A 19,415-nucleotide genomic window follows, 5' to 3' on the forward strand; every position below is an offset into this window, starting at 1 on the left:
CTGCTCGTGCTCTTCGCCCTGGCGTTCACCTGGATCGCCGTCGGCATGGGTCTGATCAGCCCGAACGCCGAGGCCGCCAGCAACAACGCACTGCCGATGATCCTGCTGCCGCTCCTCTCCAGCGCCTTCGTCCCGATCCACTCCATGCCCGGCTGGTTCCAGCCGATCGCCGAGTACCAGCCCTTCACACCCGCCATCGAGACCCTGCGCGGACTGCTGCTCGGCAGCGAGATCGGCCACAACGGGTGGCTCGCCGTCGCCTGGTGCCTGGGCCTCGCGGCGCTCGGCTACCGCTGGTCGACCTCGACGTTCAACCGCGACCCGAAGTAGCCGCCATGGCGGCACCCACCACCACCCGCCACTCGCCCCGCCCCGGGGCGGCGTACCCCGACACCCCGTCGGCCTACGCCGCCCCGTCCGCGTTCCCGGCCGGACGGAGCGGGCAGCCACCGCCCCGCACGACGAATGCCGGCCTTCGAGACGAGTCCCGAAGGCCGGCATCGGAAGCCGGGGCCCGGAGGCCGCACGCCGCGCACGGTGTCCGCCGCAGCGTGCGGATCCGTCAGAGCAGGCCGAGGGCCGGCATCAGGTAGTAGAAGGCGAAGACGGCGGAGACCGCGTACATCGCGACCGGGACCTCGCGGCCACGCCCGGCGGCGAGGCGCAGGATGCAGAAGGTGATGAAGCCGAAGCCGATGCCGTTGGTGATGGAGTAGGTGAACGGCATCATCACGATGGTCAGGAACGCCGGGATCGCGATGGTGTAGTCGGCCCAGTCGATGTCCTTGATCGAGTTGGCCAGGATCAGGAAGCCGACGGCGACCAGGGCGGGGGTGGCGGCCTGGGCGGGGACCATGGTGGCGAGCGGGGTGAGGAACAGGGCCACCACGAAGAGGCCGCCCGTGACGATCGAGGCGAAGCCGGTGCGGGCGCCCTCGCCGACGCCGGCGGTCGACTCGACGAAGCAGGTGTTGGCCGAGGAGGAGGTCGCGCCGCCCGCGGCGGTGGCGATGCCGTCGATCATCAGGACCTTGTTGATGCCCGGCAGGTCGCCCTTCTCGTCCAGCAGGTGGGCCTCGTCGGCGACGCCGAGGATGGTGCCCATCGCGTCGAAGAAGCAGGACATCAGCACGGTGAAGACGAAGAGGACGCCGGTGAGGACGCCGACCTTCTCGAAGCCGCCGAAGAGGCTGACCTCACCGACCAGGCCGAAGTCGGGGGCGGCGACCGGGTTGCCGGGCCAGGCCGGGACGGTCAGGCCCCAGTTGAGGGCCGGGATGTCGGCGATCTTGTCGATGACGACCGCGAGGCCGGTCATGACCGCGATCGAGACCAGGATCGCGCCGGGCACCTTGCGGACGATCAGCACCAGGGTGAGCAGCAGACCGAGCACGAAGATCAGGACGGGCCAGCCGAGCAGGTGGCCGCCGGTGCCGAGCTGGAGCGGGACGGTGGTGTGGGCGGCGTCCGGGATGCGGCTGACGAAGCCGGAGTCGACCAGGCCGACAAGGCTGATGAAGAGGCCGATGCCGATCGCGATGGCCTTGCGGAGGCCGAGCGGGACGGCGTTCATCACGCGCTCGCGCAGGCCGGTGGCGACCAGCAGCATGATCGCGAAGCCGGCCAGCACCACCATGCCCATCGCGTCGGGCCAGGTCATCTTGGGTGCGAGCTGGAGGGCGACGATGGTGTTGACACCGAGGCCGGCGGCGAGGCCGATCGGGACGTTGCCGATGACGCCCATCAGCAGCGTGGTGAGGCCCGCGGTGAGCGCGGTGGCGGTGACCAGCTGGGCGCTGTCCAGGTGGGCGCCGTTCATGTCCGTGGCGCTGGCCAGGATGATCGGGTTGAGCACCAGGATGTACGCCATGGTGAAGAAGGTGGCGATGCCACCGCGGATCTCGCGCGGCAGGGTGGAGCCGCGCTCGCTGATCCGGAAGTAACGGTCCATCGCGCCGGACGGGGGCTTCGGCGCGTCGGAGGTGGGCTCGGGCGACTCGGCGGTCGGCTGGGCCACGGGCATGCTGCATCCTCTGGTGGGGGCTGAGGAGAGGGGGACCCACCCGGAGCGACGGTGGCCGGGCGGCCCGGTGGGACGGGCACGAAGCAAGGTGTTCTGAGCATGCCGCGGCCGACCGGGGACACAAGTATGAGTTCCCTGTTCGCTCGTACGCCATCTTCGCGCGTAGAACGAAGGGGTTTCCGGAAAGAAAGAGACAGCTGCGGCACGGAATCGGACAAGCGCCCGCCGCACCGTACCCTAGAGCCCATGCCGAAGACGCCGTTGCACCCCTCGCCCCCGTCGCTGGAGGCCAACGACGTCGCCATCGTCGGCGGCGGCACGGTGGTGTGGTTCGTCGCCTTCCTGGTGCTGCTGCCCTTCTGGGGCACCCTCTCCGACCACGGACACGGCAACTGGCCCTGGATCTGCCTGGCCGGCAGCGGCCTCGGCCTGATCGGCCTCTGGTACTGCCGCGCCCGCCGGGACGCCATCGCCCGCAGCCGGGCCGCCGAGGCCCGGGCGCAGGCCCCGAACGGGAACGGCACGGACCCGGCCACCCGGTCGGACTGAATAGTCCTTTAGTAGCACGCATCGGACATAAGGCACCCGTAGAGTCGGTGCCATGACGCAGCCTGCCCAGCCTGCCGAGGACCGGCCCACCGAGGAGAAGCCCGAAGGCGCGCACCCGCTCGGGCTGCTGCCCGGCAGGCGCGGCGGCCTGACCGCCGCCGAGGTGGCCGAGCGGGTCGCCCGCGGCGAGGTCAACGACGTCCCGGTCCGCTCCAGCCGCTCGGCCAAGGAGATCGTCCGGGCCAACGTCTTCACCCGGTTCAACGCGATCATCGGCGTGATGTTCGGGATCATCCTGATCGTCGGCCCCCTCCAGGACGGCCTCTTCGGCCTGGTCATCGTCGCCAACACGGCGATCGGCATCATCCAGGAGCTGCGTGCCAAGAAGACCCTGGACAGCCTCGCGCTGATCGGCGAGGCCAAACCCCAGGTCCGCCGGGACGGCACCGTCCAGCAGCTCGCGGTCGGCGAGATCGTGCTGGACGACACCGTGCTGCTCGGCATCGGCGACAAGGTGATCGTCGACGGCGAGGTCACCGAGGCGGACGGCCTGGAGATCGACGAGTCCCTGCTCACCGGCGAACCGGACCCGGTCCTCAAGCAGCCCGGCGACCAGGTGATGTCCGGCAGCTTCGTGGTGGCCGGTGCCGGCGCGTTCACCGCCACCAAGGTCGGCCGCGAGGCGTACGCCGCACAGCTGGCCGAGGAGGCGAGCCGGTTCACCCTGGTGAAGTCGGAGCTGCGCAGCGGCATCGACAGCATCCTGCGGTTCATCACCTGGCTGCTGGTGCCCACCGCGATCGGCCTGATCATCAGCCAGCTCGCGGTGGAGGGCCGGGACTGGAAGGAAGCGGTCCGCCGGATGGTCGCCGGGATCGTGCCGATGGTGCCCGAGGGACTGGTGCTGCTGACCTCGGTGGCCTTCGCGATCGGAGTGGTCCGGCTGGGCCGCAAGCAGTGCCTGGTGCAGGAGCTGCCGGCGATCGAGGGGCTGGCCCGGGTGGACACCGTCTGCCTGGACAAGACCGGCACCCTCACCGAGGGCGGCATGGACGTCGTCGACCTGCGCCTGATCGAGACCGGTCCCGACGGGAGCGACCCGGACCGGGAAGGCCGGGGCCCGGTCGGGCGGACCATCACGGGCACCGGGGACGGCCAGGACGGCCCCGAGGCCCGGGACGGTCTGGACGACCGCGGCACCGTCAAGGAGATCGTCAAGCAGGCGCTGGGCATGATGGCCGGCGCCGACGCCCGCCCCAACCCGTCGATGCGCGCCGTGATCGACGCCTACGGCGACGGCAGCGGCGAGCGGAGCGGCGGCTGGCGGGTCATCGAGGCGATGCCCTTCTCCTCCGCCCGCAAGTGGAGCGGCGTGCAGTTGCTGGAGCCGCAGGGCGGCGAGGCCACCTGGCTGCTCGGCGCACCGGACGTGCTGCTGCCGGCCGGCCACCCGACGCTCGCCGAGGTGGACGAGCTGGGCGCCCAGGGCCTGCGGGTGCTGCTGCTCGGGCGCACGCCCACCCCGCTCGACGCCCCCGACCCGGCCGCCGGCCTCCGGCCGCTCGCCCTGGTGGTGCTCCAGCAGCGGCTGCGCGACGACGCCGCCGACACCCTGCGCTACTTCGAGAGCCAGCGCGTCCAGGCCAAGGTGATCTCGGGCGACGCCGCCGTCTCGGTCGGCGCGGTCGCCGCCCACCTCGGGCTGCCCGGCGCCGACCACCCCTTGGACGCGCGCACCCTGCCCACCGACCCGGAGGCGTTCGCCGACGCCGCCGAGCGGACCACCGTCTTCGGCCGGGTCAGCCCGCAGCAGAAGCGCGAGCTGGTCGGCGCCCTGCAGTCGCGAGGCCACACCGTGGCGATGACCGGCGACGGTGTCAACGACGTGCTGGCGCTCAAGGACGCGGACATCGGCGTGGCGATGGGCACCGGCAGCGACGCCACCAAGGCGGTCGCGCAGATCGTGCTGCTCGACGACTCGTTCGCGACCATGCCCTCGGTGGTCGCCGAGGGCCGGCGGGTGATCGGGAACATCGAACGGGTCGCCGGGCTCTTCCTGGTGAAGACGGTCTACTCGGTGCTGCTCGCCCTGCTGGTGATCTTCACCCATTCGCCGTACCCGTTCCTGCCCAGGCACTCGACCGTGCTCTCCACGCTCACCATCGGCGTGCCGGCCTTCTTCCTGGCACTGGCGCCCAACAACGAGCGGGCCCGGACCGGCTTCGTCCGGCGGGTGCTCCGGCTGGCGATCCCCGGCGGCATCATCGCCGGTACAGCCACCTTCACCGCGTACGCACTGGCCCGTGCGGACCATGCGACCGACCTCGAATCGGACACCAGCGTCGCCACCCTGACGCTCTTCCTGGTCGCCATCTGGGTGCTGGCGATCGTGGCCCGGCCGTACAACTGGTGGCGACTGCTGCTGATCGGGACGATGGGCGGGGCGTTCGCCCTGGTCCTGACCGTGCCGTGGCTCTCCGACTTCTTCCAGCTCTCGCTGTCCGGCACCCGGGACCCGTGGATCGGCGTCGGGATCGCGCTGATCGCCGGAATTCTGCTGGAAGTGACCTGGCGCATCATGCGACGCAGGACGGATGATTGACCGCACTGGACGGATCGAGCCCGAACCGGGGGGTTCCGCATGGCGCGCAGGGGTGGGGAGTTGGAGGCGTTCACCGCCTTCCTGGGCGGCCTGCTGGCGACCGGTCTGCTGGCCCTGGCGCTGGTGGGGGCCGGCACGCTCGCCGGTGTCGACGCCGGACCGCGGCTGGTGAAGGTGGCGACGGCCCTGCTCGGCGCGGTCTGGGTGGTCGTGACGCTGGGGATCTACCTGCGACTGATCGCGCGCGGCCGGACCCGCTCCGGCACCCGCTCCTGAAACGCCTGAACGGGTGCGGGAACAGCTGCGGGACCGGACACCGGAACGGGCCCGGGCAGCGACCCGGGCGCCGGAGCAGGCCCGACCGGGCCGCCCCGCTCAGCCCTCGAAGTCCCGGGCCGCGGAGAGCTCGTAGGCCCGGTCAGGCTCGCTGAGCGCGGCCAGTACCTCGAACCGCCGGTGCCACTGGCCCACCGACCAGGCGAGCCCTGCGGCCAGCCCTTCCGGAGTGGCGGCGTGCAGCAGACCGGGCACCGGCGGGACCTCGAACTCGTCGTCCTCGTCGGCCTCTTCGGCCGACTCCGGGTCGTACGGCGCCTCGGGTGCGTCCGCCCCGGTGTCCCAGCGCCAGTCGACGGCGGCCTCGCCGCCGTCCGGGCCGACCACCAGCAGCTCCTCGTGCTCCTCGTAGGCGACCGGACAGCCGGGCAGCAACTCCCGCACCACGGCCGGCACCCGGTGCAGCGCACCCTCGGAGAGCACCCGCCCGCCGGCCACCTCGCTGGCCAGCGAGACGTGCAGCCGCTCGGCGAGGTCGGCCGCCAGCGCCGGAGCCACCGGCAACAACGCGTGGTCGTGCAGGAGTTGAACCAGGTCGGGGGCGTCCGCGACGACCGCGTCGGCAGCGTCCACGATCACCGTCCGCGACGGGCGGCGGCCGGTGGAGCGGTCCAGCGGCGGCAACGCCCGCACCACGTCGAGCGGTTCGATCCGCTCGACCGGCACGCGGGCCAACGCACTGTGGATGCCGTGCAGTTGGCGGTGCCCGACCTCGGCCTCCGGGTCGGCGAGCCGGTCCAGCACCTCGTCCGGCCCGTGCGGCTCGGCCAGCAGCGCCGTCAGCGTCGTGCGGACGCCCAGCGCGTGCAGGAACTGTTCGTCGAGCGCGGTCCGCGCCTCGTCGTAGAGGCCGCGGAGCAGCGGGTCGGCGCCTGCCGCGCGCAGCCCGGCCGGCTCCCGGCCGTCCAGCACCGGGTGGTCACGCAGCCACCAGGCGGTGTACGGCGGCAGGTCGGCGTACGAGCCGTCGGGCAGCAGGGTGCGGACGGGGGTGACCACGGCGTCCCGGTACGGCGGCCGGGCGAGCGCGGCCAGCGCCTGCGGCCACGCGTCGTCCTCCACCAGATCGAGGTCACGGACGGCCAGCAGCTCGGCGGCGACCGGTGGGAGGCCCGTCGGGTTGCCCGCGTCGGCGTTCAGGACCTCCAGCACGTCCTCGGCCCACTCGGCGAGGCCGTCCGGCGCCTCGTCGATCAGGCCGGTGGGGTGACCGCCGGCCGCGCGGTCGGCGGGCGCGGTCGGGTCGAGCCGCTCCAGGTCGTCCGGGTCGAGCACCACGTCCTCGGCGCGGACCAGCACGAAGTCGGCCAGCACACCGACGGCGGTGAGCACCTCGGGGCCCCAGCGCTCCAGCAGGTCGTCGTCCACCCAGCCGGCGTCGTCCTCCCGGGCCAGGGCGGCGAACGGGCTGTCCGGGAGCACGAGTTCGCCCGCACGGGCCGGCTCGCCCTCGTCGTCGAGCAGCGCGAGGCGGCCCAGCCAGGGGTGCTCGCCCACCGCCGGGGCGGCCGCCTTGACCAGAGCCAGGACGGCATCGGCGAGGTCCGCGGCGGCGTCCGGGTCGTCCTCGGCCACCTCGTAGGAACGCGCGACGGCCGCCCGCACCTCGGGGGTGTCCAGGACCCCGGCCGGGGTGGCGGCGCCGGCCCCGAGCTTGGCCAGCAGCGGGTGCGCGGCCTCGGAGTGGGCGAGCCGGAGGTCGAGCACGGCCAGCGCGCCGGCCAGCGACTCGGGATAGCCGGGGAACGCCGCCCAGTCGGCGTCGTCGGAGGGCAGCAGGACGCGGCGCGGGCCGGTGACGGTCCGTCCGTCGGCGAGCGGGACGGGCAGCGCGCCGAGCGCCTCCGGGTCGGCCCCGCCGAGCGCCGCGTAGAGGTTCCGCCACCAGGCCGGCTCGCGGTCCAGGCCGCCGAGCTGGTCGACCACCTCGGCGAGCGGCACCCGGCGCACGTTCAGCACCCGCAGTTCGGTCCGGCGCTCCAGGCCGGCCGGCAGCAGGCCGGGGAAGATCGGCGCCAGCGCCTCGACCACCGAGCCGTCCGCGCCTTCCAGCAGCGTCGCGTCGCGGGGGCGCAGCGCGGGCGTCCCCTGCGCGACCGGCGCCGGGTGGGGCAGGAACGGCGTGCCGGGCAGCCGGGAGAGAATCGCGGCGCGCAGCGCGTTGTCCAGCGCTCCCTGGCCGAGCGGCCCGGGGACGAGCCCGAGCGAGCCGAGGTCGCCGCCCCGGGAGCGCAGCAGGTCGGCGTAGCAGTCGGCGGCGCGCTCGGTGAGGAAGTCGGCGAGCGGGCCCGGGGCGACGTGCCGGCGGGTGGAGTCCAGCGGGTAGGAGGCGATCAGCAGCGCGGGCAGGCCGAGCGGCTCGTCGCTGGGCGTGGGCGCGTGCAGCACCGGGTCGACCCCGGGCGCCTGCGGGGTGCCCTCGGGGTCGACCGGAACGGCCCAGGTCACCGTCCAGTACGGGCGGGAGCGCTCCTCGGTGGGACGGTCGGCGAGCAGGGCCGCGTCCAGGGAGCCGGAGGCGCCGGCGGTCTGCCAGACGGTCCGTCGCAGCCTGCCGCCCGCGTCGTCGGTGACGGTCACCTCGGTGACGCCGTCCGGACGCGGCTCGGCGGCGCTGCGGGTGAGGACACGGGTGCTGTCCGGGGTCTCCACGACGATCTCGGAGAGGCCCGCGAGGGTCAGCAGCAGGGCGTCGTCGACGGCGGCCAGCAGACGACGGGTGAGGTCCTCGGCGGCCGCGTCGCGCAGCGGCAGGACGACCACCGTGTCGTAGCCGTCGGGCGCCGGGCCTTCGGCCGCGAACGGCAGCCGCAGCAAAGGCACATGACCGTCCCTCCGGCGCAGCTCCTCGGTGAGTGCGGGCTGGGCCTCGGCCAGCGAGCGGGCCTCGCCGAGCGACCAGCGCACTCCGCCGGCCGCGCCGAGCACGGCGGGTTCGTCGGTGACGGCGAGGACGGCGGCGAAGCCGACGCCGAACCGGCCGACGGTGGGCCGGCCCCCGGCCTCGGAGTCGCGCTTGGAGGAGGCACGCAGGGTGGAGAGCGACTCGACGGCGGCGGCGTCCAGCGGCGCGCCGGTGTTGGCGGCGGCCAGCACGCCGTCCGCCAGGGTGAGCCTCAGCCGGCCGGGGGCGCCGCCCGCGCGGGCCGCGGCGTCGGCGGCGTTCTGCGCCAACTCGACCACCAGCCGGTCGCGGTAGCCGCCGAGCGCGAGCTCCTCCTCGGCGTTGGCGTCCTCCCGGAACCGGGCCGGGGAGGCGGCCCAGGCGTCCAGCACACGGCGGCGCAGACCGGCGCTGCCGAAGTGGTCCGCGAGGTGCTCGTCCATTCCGCTGCCGATGATCCGAGGTTCCACTGGACCTGCCGCCTTCCGCCGCCCTGTACTTCGTACGGGGCATTGTCCCCCGCCCGGGGACCCCCGGCCGACCGGGGTGGGTGCGCACCGGTGCCGTGGCGCGGTCCGGGCCGATCAGGAGGGGTGCGACGGCGTCCGGCGGTGCGGGGCGGTCCGACGCCGGGAGCGTGTCCGCCGGCACGGAGGCGTCCGGACGGGCCCGTACGACGGCGTCCGGCCCCGCCCGGGTGGGCGGGGCCGGACGCGGAAAGCCGTCGGGCTCAGGAGTGGCCGAGCTCCTCGGCCGGGGCGTCGGGCTCCACGGAGCCGGAGGTGCGGTCGGGGTGCAACTGCATCGGCTCGACGACCAGCTCGTCCAGGATCAACTCGGACGGCGCCGGCGGGGCCGGGATGACCGCCGCCTCGGAGTGGCCGCCGCAGCCGTACGCGAAGGAGACGATCTGGCCGTCGGCCGGACCGAACTCGTTGCCGCAGGCGCCGAACGCCTGGCCGAGCGTGCCACCGATCGGGATCAGGAAGCCGCAGCTGACGCAGGAGGCCGGGGCCGACTGCGCCATCGGGGTCTGCGAGCCGTGCGCCTTCTCCCAGCGGTCGGCCGCCAGGTGCAGACCGAGCCGGGAGAGCACCCGGCTGCGGCCCAGGCCGAGCTCGTCGGCGACGGCGCCGATCTGGGCGCGGGCCGGGGCGGGCTCGACGTGCGGGTCGCTGACCACCACGTCCTCCTGGGCGACCTGGGCCACCACGGAGTTCGGCGCGGGCTCGTCCTCACCGGTCCAGCCCGGTTCGAGGCGCAGGTCGTCGGCGTCGGTGGGGAGCAGGTCGCCGGGTCCCATGTCACCCGGACGCAGCCGCTCGCTCCACGGCACCCACTGCGGGGCGAGGATCGCGTCGGAGCCGGGCAGCAGCACGACCTCGTCCAGCGTCACGTTCTTGGCCCGCGGGGCGCGCGCCACGGTGACCGCCCAGTGCCAGCCGCGGTAGGCCGCGTCGAGGCACTCGAAGGTGTGGGTGACGACACGGTCGGCCTCCGCCTGGACGCCGAGGTGCGCTCCCACGGTTTCCGTGCCGACCGCCTCTTCCGCAGCCTGGCGGGCGAGTTCGACGGCCTCGGCACAGAGCCGATCAGGGGTACGGCTTCGCATCGCAGCACTCACGGCGTCGATTCTCTCCCAGTTCTTCTGTCACCCACGGCGTGTTGCCTGTCCGTCGCGGCTCGGTGTCCCTCGTCCATTCTGCGCGACCGCGGCCCGCCTCGGATACCGGCCGCGCCGCTCGCCGGGTCCGACGGGCGCCGGCCGATCGCTCGGGCGGACCCTGGGCAGGCTACCCGTCGGTCGGCCACCCGGCACAGTCCGGGGCCGTCCCTGTGCCGGGACGGCGGTGCGCGAAAGCGCCGGAGAGCGGTACCCGCCGTGCTCACGGACCGTGCCCGGCCGCGCCGCGCGGAGCGGAATCTCGCGTTGCCTTCCCGATTCTGGGGCAGGATGGCCTTGTGGCGGACGAAAAACCGTCGCAGCACGTACTGCGCCCCTCGCAGGCCGGCAGCCCCGACGAGGCGAACGCCGTGCCGCGACAGCAACCCCCGGTCCACGGTGCGGGCGAACCGCAACCGGTGGACTCCTTCACGACGCCCGCTCCCGCGTCCGGCCCCGTCGCCTCGCCCGCCGACTCACACCCCGACGCCGCCGACGTACCCGGGGACCTCACGGACACCGGGACGTCCGGGGCGGCCGTGGATCTCCGGAAGACGGCCGGCACCCCCGAGGTCGAACAGCAGACCGGACAGGAGACCGGACAGGCCGGACCGGGAGAGGAACCGGACGGGGAGGACGGGGAGCGGCGCCGCAACTTCCTGGTCCGCACCGCCTCCGCCGCCGGCTCCCGCACCGGCAAGATGGTGCACGGCACCGGCCGCCGGATCCGTCGGGCCACCTCCGCCGAGGGCGCCGGCGAGTCGGGCCTGGCCAAACTGATCGAGCTGCACGCGCTGAACTCCTTCGGCGACATGCTGATCACCGTCGCGCTGGCCTCCACCATCTTCTTCTCCGTCCCGACCGGTGAGGCCCGCGGCCGGGTGGGGCTCTACCTGCTGATCACGATGGCCCCGTTCGCCCTGCTCGCCCCGGTGATCGGCCCGCTGCTGGACCGTCTGCCGCACGGCCGACGGGCTGCCATGGCGATGTCGATGCTGGCCCGGGCGGTGCTCGCCTGGACGATGGCCGGCGTGGTGACCGGCGGCGGACTGGCGCTCTACCCGGAGGCCCTGGGCGTGCTGGTCGCGTCCAAGGCGTACGGCGTGGTGCGCAGCGTGGTGGTGCCCCGGCTGCTGCCGAGCCGGCTGTCGCTGGTGAAGGCGAACTCCCGGGTCACCCTGGCCGGGCTGCTGGCCACCATGGTGGCGGCGGGGGTGGGCGGCCTGCTGCACCTGATCGGGCCGGGCTGGCCGCTGCGCGGGGCGTTCCTGGTGTTCGTGGCGGGCACCCTGATGGCCTTCCACCTGCCGCACAAGGTGGACTCGGCCAAGGGCGAGCAGCGGGCCGTCCTGCACGCCGAGGAGCACGGGCCGGGGCACCACGGCGTGCTGCACGGCAAGGCGGACGAGCCGGCGCCCGCCGACCAGCGGCCCAAGGCGTCGCTGCGCACCGTCGGACCGTCGGTGATCCTGGCGCTGCGCGCGATGTCGGCGCTGCGCTGGCTGGTGGGGTTCCTGGTGATGTTCCTGGCGTTCCTGCTCCGCGAGGAGCCGATCGGCAGTCTCCAGCCGACCCTGGCGCTCGGGATCGTGGCGCTGGCCGCCGGAACGGGCAACGCGCTGGGTTCGGTGCTCGGCGCCATGCTGCGCACCCGCGGCCCGGAGGTGACGGTCACCGCGATGCTGCTGCTGGCCGGCTGCGCCACGGCGGCGGCCGCGCTCTGGTACGGCGCGGTGACGGTGGTGCTGGTCGCCGGGGCCTCCGGGGTGGCGGCGTCGCTGGGCAAGCTGTCGCTGGACGCCCTGATCCAGCGGGACGTCCCCGAGTCGGTGCGGACCTCCGCCTTCGCCCGGTCGGAGACGCTGCTGCAGATGTCCTGGGTGGTCGGCGGCGCGGTCGGCATCCTGCTGCCGCTGAACGGGGCGCTGGGGCTCTCGGTGGCGGCGGCGGTGGTCGGCGCGGTGCTGCTCTGGACGGTCCGCTCGCTCTTCCGGGTGGGGTTGCGACACCGCTCGACCGCGCCCCGGGTGGCGTGAGGCACCCCGGCGCGCCCCGGGGTGACGCGGCACACGCGGGCCCCTCGGGTGCCGTGGGCGCCCCCGCACCGGCCGAGGCACAACACGCGGTTGCCGACCCCCGCGTAGCGTGATCGGGAAAGCCCGGTAGCCTCTGACGCATGAGCCTCAGCACCCGTGTCATCGCCGCCCTCGGCGCCGTCGTCGTGATCGGCGCCGGCACGGTCGGCGGGTCCATCGCGTTCGCGTCCGGCCAGCACGAGATCAGCGACCACCGCGTGACCCTGACGGTCGGCAACTCCTCGTTCGCGGCGGACCCGTTCTGCTTCAACGACGGCAGCCCGCTGACCGACCTGCAGCAGGAGGAGTGCCAGGACAAGGCCGCCAAGGCCCTGGAGAGCGGCACGCTTCCCAAGTCGGACGTGGTCGTCAGCGACCGGATCGGCGTCGGTGTGAGCCCGGAGGTGGCCGACCGCGGCTGGTGGGCCAACACCAACGGCGGCCAGCAGGGCTCCGGCGGCCGGTTCATCCTGGCCTCGGCGGCCAAGGACACCACCTACTCGGGCTCGGTCCCCGCCAGCAAGGCGCTCAACGCCTCGGGCAAGACCCTGATCACCGTGGTGGAGACCGACCCGGACCAGCCCGAATCGATCTACGGCGTCTGGTACTTCCAGCTGAACACCCAGGACAGCTGACGGCCGTCCGGTGACGGCACGACTTCCCGACGAGCAGTCGGGCCCCGCGCGGGCCCGGCTGCTCGTCGTCGTCGCGGTGGCCCCCGAAGCCGAGGCCGTGCTGCGCGGTCTGACCGCGGCCGGCGCCTGCGCGGCCCCCTCCGCTCCCGCGACGGCTCAAGCGACCGCTCACGCGACCGCTCACGCATCCGCGGGTCCGGCGGCTCCCGCAGCCCCCGACGTGCGGTGGCCCGGCGGCGCGCCGGACCGGGTCGAGCACCCGTCGGGCGTGACGGTCGACGTGCTGGCCGGCGGGGTCGGCCCCGCCGCCGCCGCCGCGGCCGCGGCCACCGCCCTCACCGCCGCCCGTTACGACCTGGTGGTCTCCGCCGGGATCGCCGGCGGTTTCGCCCCGCAGGCGCCGGTCGGTGCGACCGTGATCGCCGAGCACATCGTCGCCGCCGACCTGGGCGCGGAGACCCCCGAGGGCTTCGCCGACGTCACCGAGCTGGGCTTCGGAACCGTCCGGCACACCCCCGCCCCGGCCGCCGTGGCACTCGCGGCCGAGGCGCTGACCGCCGTCGTCGGCCCCGTCCTCACCGGCACCGTGCTGACCGTGTCCACGGTGACCGGCAGCGCCGGGCGGGCCGCCGAGCTGGCCGCCCGCCACCCGCGGGTGGCGGCCGAGGCGATGGAGGGGTTCGGGGTCGCCGAGGCGGCGGCCCGGCACGGGGTGCCGGTGTTCGAGCTGCGCACCGTCTCCAACCCCGTGGGCCCCCGCGACCGGGCGGCCTGGCGGATCGGCGACGCGCTGGCCGCGCTGGAGCGCGCCTTCGCCGCGCTCCCCTACCCCGAACTGCTGACATCCTGCCGGAACGCGTCGAAGGAGGCCGGCCGTGGCTGAACGGCTGAGCATCGCCTACTCGCCCTGCCCCAACGACACCTTCGTCTTCCACGCCTGGGCGCACGGCCGCGTCCCGGGCGCGGACGTCCCCGAGGTCACCTTCGCGGACATCGACGTCACCAACGGCCTGGCCGAACGCGGCGAACTGGACGTCCTCAAGGTCAGCTACGCGGCGCTGCCCTGGGTGCTGGACGAGTACACGCTGCTGCCCTGCGGCGGCGCGCTCGGGCGCGGCTGCGGCCCGCTGGTGCTGACCCGCCCGGACAGCGGCGACGACCTGAGCGGGAAGACGGTCGCGGTGCCCTCCGAGCGGTCCACCGCCTACCTGCTGTTCCGGCTCTGGGCCGCCACGGCGGTGCCGGGCGGCCTGGGCGAGGTCGTCGTCCTGCCGTTCCACGAGATCATGCCCGCCGTCCGGGACGGCCGGGTGGACGCCGGGCTGGTCATCCACGAGGCCCGGTTCACGTACCGGGACTACGGCCTGCACTGCCTCGCCGACATGGGCGAGGCCTGGGAGCGGGAGACCGGCCTGCCGATCCCGCTCGGCGCGATCATCGCCAGGCGTTCGCTGGGCTCCGAGCGGCTGCGGGCGCTCACCGAGGCGATCCGCGCCTCCGTCCGGCAGGCCTGGGACGACCCGGCCGCCAGCCGGGAGTACGTGCTGGCGCACGCCCAGGAGATGGACCCGGCCGTCGCCGACCAGCACATCGCGCTGTACGTGAACGAGTTCACCGCGGAGCTGGGCGAGGAGGGTCACGCCGCCGTGCGCGCGCTGCTCACCCGGGCCGCAGCCGAAGGGCTGGTGCCCCCGCTCGGCCCGGGTGCGCTGGACTTCTAGGGCGACGCCCGGAGCTCCCCCGACACTCCGCACGGCCGGGCCCCGCACTCCCCGGGGCCCGCGTTCTCCGGGCCCCGGGGAGTCCGGGGCCCGGGACGCCCTACACGTCGAACTGTTCCGCCACCCCGCGCAGCAGCACCGCCAGCTTCTGCCCGGCCGGCTTGGCCGGGTAGCGGCCGTGCTGGAGACCGGGCAGCACCGCGTCCATCATCGTGATGAGGTCCTGGACGAGCGCCGCCATGTCGTCGGGGCTCTTCCGCTGGGCGGCGGCCACCGACGGCAGCGCGTCCAGCAGCTGGACCTGCATCGCCTGGTCGCCGCGGTGACCGGCGACCACGCCGAACTCGACCCGCTGGCCCGGCTTCAGCGACGTGATACCGGCGGGCAGCGCCTTGGTGTGGACGAAGACGTCGCCGCCGTCGTCGCGCGACAGGAAGCCGAAGCCCTTCGTCTCGTTGAACCACTTGACCTGGCCGGTGGGCATCTCGAACAGTCCTCGATATGGGTGTGAGGGATCCTCGGCCCTGGCCGGGGATCACGGGGTGGTGGGTGGGCGGACCGACCTTGGGGGGACGCGCCGACGAGGCGCGTACGGTCAGCACGCTGTAGAGAGCAGACTAACGGTCCGTCACTGTCTCATCCGCGTTCCGCGAAAGATCCGTACGGAGCTCCGGCGACCGCGGGCGACCGGGTACCGGCATGGCCGGGGCGCGGCTCGGCGCTTTCCACAGGCTCACACCCCCGGTCCAAGAGAGCGGGGCGCACGGGTGCGCCCCTCGGCACAGCCTGCATACCCCCGCCCAACAGGGATCAAAACTCCCAGCGCCCGGAAAACTGCGCAACGTGACGGGACCGCCGGTCCGCGGAACGACCCCGCAGGCCGGCGCCGGGGCGACGGCCTGCGGGCCTCTGCGAGACTGGGGCGACAGCCGACCCCGCAGAGGAGCAAGCCCAGTGAGCAGCCAGAGCGCCGACCGCGGCGATGCCTACGTCAAGGCCGGAGCGATCGTCTTCGGGCTCGGGGCGCTCGCCACCCTGGTGACCTTCGTCCCGCTCTTCCTCGATCTGACGCCGCTGCCGTCGGCCGCGTACTGGCTGAGCATGCTGATGCCGCTGGGTTTCCTGCTCGCCCTGAGCGGGCTGCTGCTCTCCGCGCGGGACCAGCGCCGGCGGGCGCGCGCCGGGGCCTGACGACCCCGGGCGGGCGCGCCCCGGCGGTGGTCCGCCGTCAGCGCCCCGCGAGGTGCCCGGCCAGCCACGCCGGGAACTCGGTGAGGTCGGCCAGCACCACGTCCGCGCCCGCCGCCAGCAGCTCCGCCGCGCTGTACGGACCGGTGGCCACGCCGACCGCGACCGCGTCCGCGTGCCGGGCGCCCCGGATGTCGCCGAGGTGGTCGCCGACGTAGACGCCGGCGCCGTGCTCGCGCAGCGCGTCGCCCTTGGTCTCCGCCCAGAGGTCCCCGACCAGCGCGTCCGCGTGCAGACCGGCGTGGTCGAGGTGGAGCCGGGCGTTCGGCTCGTACTTGCCGGTGATCACGGCGACCCGGCCGCCGTACGAGCGGACCGCGTCGACGGCGGCGTGTGCGCCGGGCAGCGCGACGGTCGGGGCGAAGGCGTGGTCCCGGTAGAGCGTGCGGTACCGGTCCGCGACCGCGTCCAGGCCCTCCTCCGGGAACCAGTTGCGGAGCTCGTCCAGGAGCGGCGGCCCGAGCCGGGTGACCACCAGGTCGGCGTCGATGTAGGTGTCGGTCTCGGCGGAGAGCGCCAGGTAGGTGGCCCGGATGCCGGGCCGGGTGTCCAGCAGCGTCATATCGAGGTCGAAACCGACGGTGAGCGGGGCGTCCGGGGTCGCAGGCATGCCGCCAGGCTATCCAACCCTCCGGAGCGGGCCCTGAGAGCCGTCGGACCGGACGATTTGCCCCGGCTTCTCCGTGGAACTTAGGTTTGCCTGAGCTATCGGCGAGAGAGAGCCATGACCGACACCACCGCGCCCGGCAAGCAGCGACTGCTGCGCCGCCGAATACTCTGGCTCGCCGCCGCACTGACCGTGCTGGTCGCCGCGGCGCTGCTGAGCCTCGCGGTCGGCAGCCGCACCATCCCCTTCGGCGAGACCGTCGACGCCCTGCTGCACGGCGGGGACACCACCAACGCCGTCGTCGTCCGCGAGCTGCGGGTGCCGCGGACGGTGGTCGGCCTCGCGGTCGGCGCGGCGCTCGGTCTGGCCGGCGCCGTCATGCAGGGCATCACCCGCAACCCCATCGCCGACCCGGGCATCCTCGGCGTCAGCCAGGGCGCGGCGGCCGGTGTCGTGGTGGCGATCTCGGCGTTCGGGATCTCCACGCTCACCGGGTACGTCTGGTTCGGCTTCGCCGGCGCGGTGGTCGCCACCGTCCTCGTGTACGGGCTGGCGGGCCGCGGCCGGGGCGGGGCGACCCCGATCAAGCTGGCGCTGGCCGGCTCCGCGATGTCCGCGTTCATCGCCTCGCTCAACACGCTCGTCCTCACCACCGACGCGGCCGCGATGGACCAGTTCCGGTTCTGGCACGTCGGCTCGCTGTCCGGCCGCACCTCCGACGTGGCCTGGCAGCTGCTGCCGTTCCTGCTGGTCGGCACGGTGCTGGTGTTCTCGGTGGCGCGCGGGCTGGACGCGCTGGCGCTCGGCGACGACACCGCCAAGGGGCTCGGCGCCAGGACCGGGACGGTCCGGGCCGTCGGCGCGCTCGGCGCGACCGTGCTGACCGGTTCGGCGGTCGCCGCGGCCGGCCCGATCGCCTTCGTCGGCCTGGCCGTGCCGCACGCCGCCCGGGCGGTCGCCGGCGCCGACCACCGCTGGGTGCTCACCTTCTCCGCCGTGCTCGGCCCGGCGCTGCTGCTGCTCGCCGACGCGTTCGGCCGGGTCCTCTTCCCGCCGTCCGAGGTGCCGGCCGGGGTGATGACCGCGCTGGTCGGGGTGCCGGTGCTGGTCGTGCTGGTCCGGCGGCGGAAGGTGGTCGCGGCATGAGCGCCGTCTCCCTGCCCGGCTACACCGTGCTGCGCGCCGGGCGGGCCTCGTTCCTCCTGCACCGGCGCTCGGCCGCCGCCGTCCTGGGCCTGCTGCTGGTGCTGGCCGCCACCGTCGTCGCCTCGCTCTGCCTGGGCGAGTCCACCGTCGCGCCGGGCGAGGTGGTGAAGGTGGTGCTGGGGCGGCCCAGCCCGCACGAGCTGGTGGTCGGCGAGTTCCGGCTGCCCCGGGTGGTGGTGGGCCTGCTGGTCGGCACTGCCCTCGGCCTGGCCGGCGCGCTCGTCCAGACCGTCGCCCGCAACCCGCTGGCCAGCCCCGACGTGGTCGGCGTCTCCTGGGGCGCGACGGCGACGGTGGTCGGCCTGATGGCGTACGGCGTGGTCGGCTCCGCCGGCGAGGTGCCGTACGCGGCGGTGGGCGGCGGACTGGCCGCCGGCCTGCTGGTGTACCTGCTGGCCTGGCGGCGGGGGCTGCACGCGCAGCGTTTCGTCCTGATCGGCATCGGCATCTCGGTCGCGCTCTCCTCCCTCACCTCCGTCTTCCTCACCAAGGGCGACGGCTTCCAGGCGCAGGCCGCCAAGGTGTGGATGACCGGCAGCCTCAACGGCTCCGGCTACGACCAGGCGGGCCCGCTCGGCTGGGTGCTGCTCGCCGCCCTGCCGGCGGCGCTCTGGGCGGCACGGGCGCAGCGGTCGATCTCCTTCGACGACGCCACCGCCGTCGGGCTGGGCCTGCGGCTGGACCGGATCCGGCTCGGCATGGCGCTGCTCGGCATCGTGCTCGCCTCCTGCGCGGCGGGAGCGGCCGGCCCGGTGGACTTCGTCGCGCTGATGGCCCCGCAGATCGCGCTGCGGCTGGCCCGCTCGGCGCAGATCCCGCTGTTCTGCTCGGCGCTGACCGGTGCGCTGGTCGTCGTGCTGGCCGACCTGGTGGCGCGGCGGTTGCTGGCGCCCACCGAACTGCCGGTCGGCGTGGTGACCGGGCTGGTCGGCGCGCCGTACCTGATGTGGTTGCTGATCCGTTCCCGTCGTGGAGGTTCCTGATGTCCGCTGACGCGGTGTCCGCCGAGCCCGGCTCCGGTCCGTCCGGCTCCTGCCCGTCCGGCTCCGACCTGCCGGAGTCGTTCCACCGGCTCGAAGCGCGGGGCCTGACCCTCGCCTACGAGACCCGCACCGTCGCCGAGGGGCTCGACCTGCGGATCCCGGACGGGAAGGTCACGGTGATCGTCGGACCGAACGCCTGCGGCAAGTCCACCCTGCTGCGCGCGCTCGGCCGGCTGCTGAAGCCGACCCGCGGCGCGGTGCTGCTGGACGGCGAGGAGCTGGCGCGCGTCCCCACCAAGAGGATCGCCCGGCGGATCGGGCTGCTCCCGCAGTCGCCGACCGCACCCGAGGGCATCGCCGTGGCCGACCTGGTCTCGCGCGGTCGCCAGCCGCACCAGAGCTGGTGGCAGCAGTGGTCGGCGGAGGACGAGACCGCCGTCACCGAGGCACTGGAGCGGACCTCCACCGCCGACCTGTCCGAGCGCGGCGTGGACGAGCTGTCGGGCGGGCAGCGCCAGCGGGTCTGGATCGCGATGGCCCTCGCCCAGGGCACCGACATCCTGCTGCTGGACGAGCCGACCACCTTCCTGGACATCGCGCACCAGGTGGAGGTGCTGGACCTGGTCCGCCGGCTGAACGTGGAGCGTGGGCGGACGGTCGTCGCCGTACTGCACGACCTCAACCAGGCCGCCCGGTACGCGGACCACCTGGTCGCCATGCGGGACGGGCGGATCGTCGCCCAGGGACCGCCGGCGGAGGTGGTGACGGCGGAGCTGGTGCGCGAGGTGTTCGGGCTGGACTCCGTCGTCGTGCCGGACCCCGTGACGGGGACCCCGCTGGTGGTGCCGGGCGCGCCGTGGACGGCCACGAAGGACGCATAGCG

General features: G+C 74.3%; 17 protein-coding genes. 12 read left to right on the plus strand and 5 right to left on the minus strand.

Going from position 1 to position 19,415, the window contains the following annotated elements:
* On the plus strand, positions 1–330 hold a 330-nt coding region (locus PUR61_RS07790; protein WP_329877069.1), incomplete at its 5' end, for an ABC transporter permease.
* 232 nt (positions 331–562) lie between these two features.
* On the opposite strand, the gene PUR61_RS07795 is transcribed toward PUR61_RS07790, so the two are convergent.
* Positions 563–2,023, minus strand: coding sequence for an NCS2 family permease (locus PUR61_RS07795; RefSeq protein ID WP_329877071.1), 1,461 nt, complete (start codon positions 2,021–2,023; stop codon positions 563–565).
* 246 nt (positions 2,024–2,269) lie between these two features.
* On the opposite strand from PUR61_RS07795, the gene PUR61_RS07800 reads away from it, so the two are divergent.
* The 3 genes from PUR61_RS07800 to PUR61_RS07810 are packed head-to-tail and all read left to right on the plus strand — an operon-like array spanning position 2,270 to position 5,450.
* On the plus strand, positions 2,270–2,572 hold the full coding sequence (locus PUR61_RS07800; RefSeq protein WP_329877073.1) for a DUF2530 domain-containing protein: 303 nt from the start codon (positions 2,270–2,272) through the stop codon (positions 2,570–2,572).
* 52 nt (positions 2,573–2,624) lie between these two features.
* A complete protein-coding gene (locus PUR61_RS07805; RefSeq protein WP_329877075.1) occupies positions 2,625–5,174 on the plus strand; it encodes an HAD-IC family P-type ATPase in 2,550 nt (849 codons plus the stop codon).
* 39 nt (positions 5,175–5,213) lie between these two features.
* Entirely contained in the window at positions 5,214–5,450 is a 237-nt protein-coding gene (locus tag PUR61_RS07810; protein WP_329877077.1) for a hypothetical protein, read from the plus strand.
* Positions 5,451–5,549: 99 nt separating this feature from the next.
* On the opposite strand, the gene PUR61_RS07815 is transcribed toward PUR61_RS07810, so the two are convergent.
* A complete protein-coding gene (locus PUR61_RS07815; RefSeq protein ID WP_329877079.1) occupies positions 5,550–8,837 on the minus strand; it encodes a sacsin N-terminal ATP-binding-like domain-containing protein in 3,288 nt (1,095 codons plus the stop codon).
* 287 nt (positions 8,838–9,124) lie between these two features.
* Positions 9,125–10,006: a DUF3027 domain-containing protein gene (locus PUR61_RS07820; protein WP_329877171.1), complete on the minus strand. Its 882-nt coding sequence runs from the start codon at positions 10,004–10,006 to the stop codon at positions 9,125–9,127.
* Between the two features lie 710 nt (positions 10,007–10,716).
* Between PUR61_RS07820 and PUR61_RS07825 the strand changes: the two genes are divergently transcribed.
* The 4 genes from PUR61_RS07825 (at position 10,717) to PUR61_RS07840 (ending at position 14,488) form a co-directional block, all read left to right on the plus strand.
* Positions 10,717–12,093: an MFS transporter gene (locus tag PUR61_RS07825; protein WP_329948976.1), complete on the plus strand. Its 1,377-nt coding sequence runs from the start codon at positions 10,717–10,719 to the stop codon at positions 12,091–12,093.
* A gap of 140 nt (positions 12,094–12,233) precedes the next feature.
* Positions 12,234–12,767, plus strand: coding sequence for a hypothetical protein (locus PUR61_RS07830; RefSeq protein WP_329877081.1), 534 nt, complete (start codon positions 12,234–12,236; stop codon positions 12,765–12,767).
* Positions 12,768–12,777: 10 nt separating this feature from the next.
* Positions 12,778–13,650, plus strand: coding sequence for a futalosine hydrolase (locus PUR61_RS07835; RefSeq protein ID WP_329877083.1), 873 nt, complete (start codon positions 12,778–12,780; stop codon positions 13,648–13,650).
* Positions 13,643–14,488, plus strand: a complete 846-nt coding sequence (locus tag PUR61_RS07840) for a 1,4-dihydroxy-6-naphthoate synthase (RefSeq protein ID WP_329877085.1) — start codon at positions 13,643–13,645, stop codon at positions 14,486–14,488. The genes PUR61_RS07835 and PUR61_RS07840 overlap by 8 nt, the downstream gene beginning before the upstream one ends.
* A 100-nt stretch (positions 14,489–14,588) precedes the next feature.
* Here PUR61_RS07840 and PUR61_RS07845 read toward each other — a convergent pair whose 3' ends face one another.
* Complete coding sequence (locus PUR61_RS07845) at positions 14,589–14,972, minus strand: cold-shock protein (protein ID WP_030300727.1); 384 nt, start codon at positions 14,970–14,972, stop codon at positions 14,589–14,591.
* Between the two features lie 470 nt (positions 14,973–15,442).
* Here PUR61_RS07845 and PUR61_RS07850 point away from each other — a divergent pair, with 470 nt between their 5' ends.
* The gene (locus PUR61_RS07850) at positions 15,443–15,679 is read left to right on the plus strand and encodes a hypothetical protein (RefSeq protein ID WP_329877088.1); all 237 of its coding nucleotides are present in this window, start codon (positions 15,443–15,445) and stop codon (positions 15,677–15,679) included.
* 37 nt (positions 15,680–15,716) lie between these two features.
* Here the strand turns inward: PUR61_RS07850 and PUR61_RS07855 are convergent, their stop codons facing one another.
* A complete protein-coding gene (locus PUR61_RS07855) occupies positions 15,717–16,346 on the minus strand; it encodes an HAD family hydrolase (protein WP_329877090.1) in 630 nt (209 codons plus the stop codon).
* Positions 16,347–16,460: 114 nt separating this feature from the next.
* Between PUR61_RS07855 and PUR61_RS07860 the strand changes: the two genes are divergently transcribed.
* Genes PUR61_RS07860 through PUR61_RS07870 form a run of 3 tightly spaced genes read left to right on the plus strand, consistent with a single transcriptional unit; the run spans position 16,461 to position 19,413 of the window.
* Positions 16,461–17,489, plus strand: coding sequence for a FecCD family ABC transporter permease (locus PUR61_RS07860; protein ID WP_329877092.1), 1,029 nt, complete (start codon positions 16,461–16,463; stop codon positions 17,487–17,489).
* On the plus strand, positions 17,486–18,532 hold the full coding sequence (locus PUR61_RS07865; protein WP_329877094.1) for a FecCD family ABC transporter permease: 1,047 nt from the start codon (positions 17,486–17,488) through the stop codon (positions 18,530–18,532). The genes PUR61_RS07860 and PUR61_RS07865 overlap by 4 nt, the downstream gene beginning before the upstream one ends.
* Positions 18,532–19,413: an ABC transporter ATP-binding protein gene (locus PUR61_RS07870; protein WP_329877096.1), complete on the plus strand. Its 882-nt coding sequence runs from the start codon at positions 18,532–18,534 to the stop codon at positions 19,411–19,413. Before PUR61_RS07865 ends, PUR61_RS07870 begins: the two co-directional genes overlap by 1 nt.
* Positions 19,414–19,415 lie beyond the last annotated feature (2 nt).

The sequence above is a fragment of the Streptomyces sp. BE20 genome (assembly GCF_036322525.1).
Classification (GTDB): Bacteria; Actinomycetota; Actinomycetes; order Streptomycetales; family Streptomycetaceae; genus Kitasatospora.

Coding starts and splice junctions, on each gene's coding strand:
- PUR61_RS07795 (WP_329877071.1), bottom strand. CDS start 2,023: ATGCCCGTGGCCCAGCCGACCGCCGAGTCGCCCGAGCCCACCTCCGAC.
- PUR61_RS07800 (WP_329877073.1), top strand. CDS start 2,270: ATGCCGAAGACGCCGTTGCACCCCTCGCCCCCGTCGCTGGAGGCCAAC.
- PUR61_RS07805 (WP_329877075.1), top strand. CDS start 2,625: ATGACGCAGCCTGCCCAGCCTGCCGAGGACCGGCCCACCGAGGAGAAG.
- PUR61_RS07810 (WP_329877077.1), top strand. CDS start 5,214: ATGGCGCGCAGGGGTGGGGAGTTGGAGGCGTTCACCGCCTTCCTGGGC.
- PUR61_RS07815 (WP_329877079.1), bottom strand. CDS start 8,837: ATGGACGAGCACCTCGCGGACCACTTCGGCAGCGCCGGTCTGCGCCGC.
- PUR61_RS07820 (WP_329877171.1), bottom strand. CDS start 10,006: ATGCGAAGCCGTACCCCTGATCGGCTCTGTGCCGAGGCCGTCGAACTC.
- PUR61_RS07830 (WP_329877081.1), top strand. CDS start 12,234: ATGAGCCTCAGCACCCGTGTCATCGCCGCCCTCGGCGCCGTCGTCGTG.
- PUR61_RS07845 (WP_030300727.1), bottom strand. CDS start 14,972: ATGCCCACCGGCCAGGTCAAGTGGTTCAACGAGACGAAGGGCTTCGGC.
- PUR61_RS07855 (WP_329877090.1), bottom strand. CDS start 16,346: ATGCCTGCGACCCCGGACGCCCCGCTCACCGTCGGTTTCGACCTCGAT.
- PUR61_RS07860 (WP_329877092.1), top strand. CDS start 16,461: ATGACCGACACCACCGCGCCCGGCAAGCAGCGACTGCTGCGCCGCCGA.
- PUR61_RS07865 (WP_329877094.1), top strand. CDS start 17,486: ATGAGCGCCGTCTCCCTGCCCGGCTACACCGTGCTGCGCGCCGGGCGG.
- PUR61_RS07870 (WP_329877096.1), top strand. CDS start 18,532: ATGTCCGCTGACGCGGTGTCCGCCGAGCCCGGCTCCGGTCCGTCCGGC.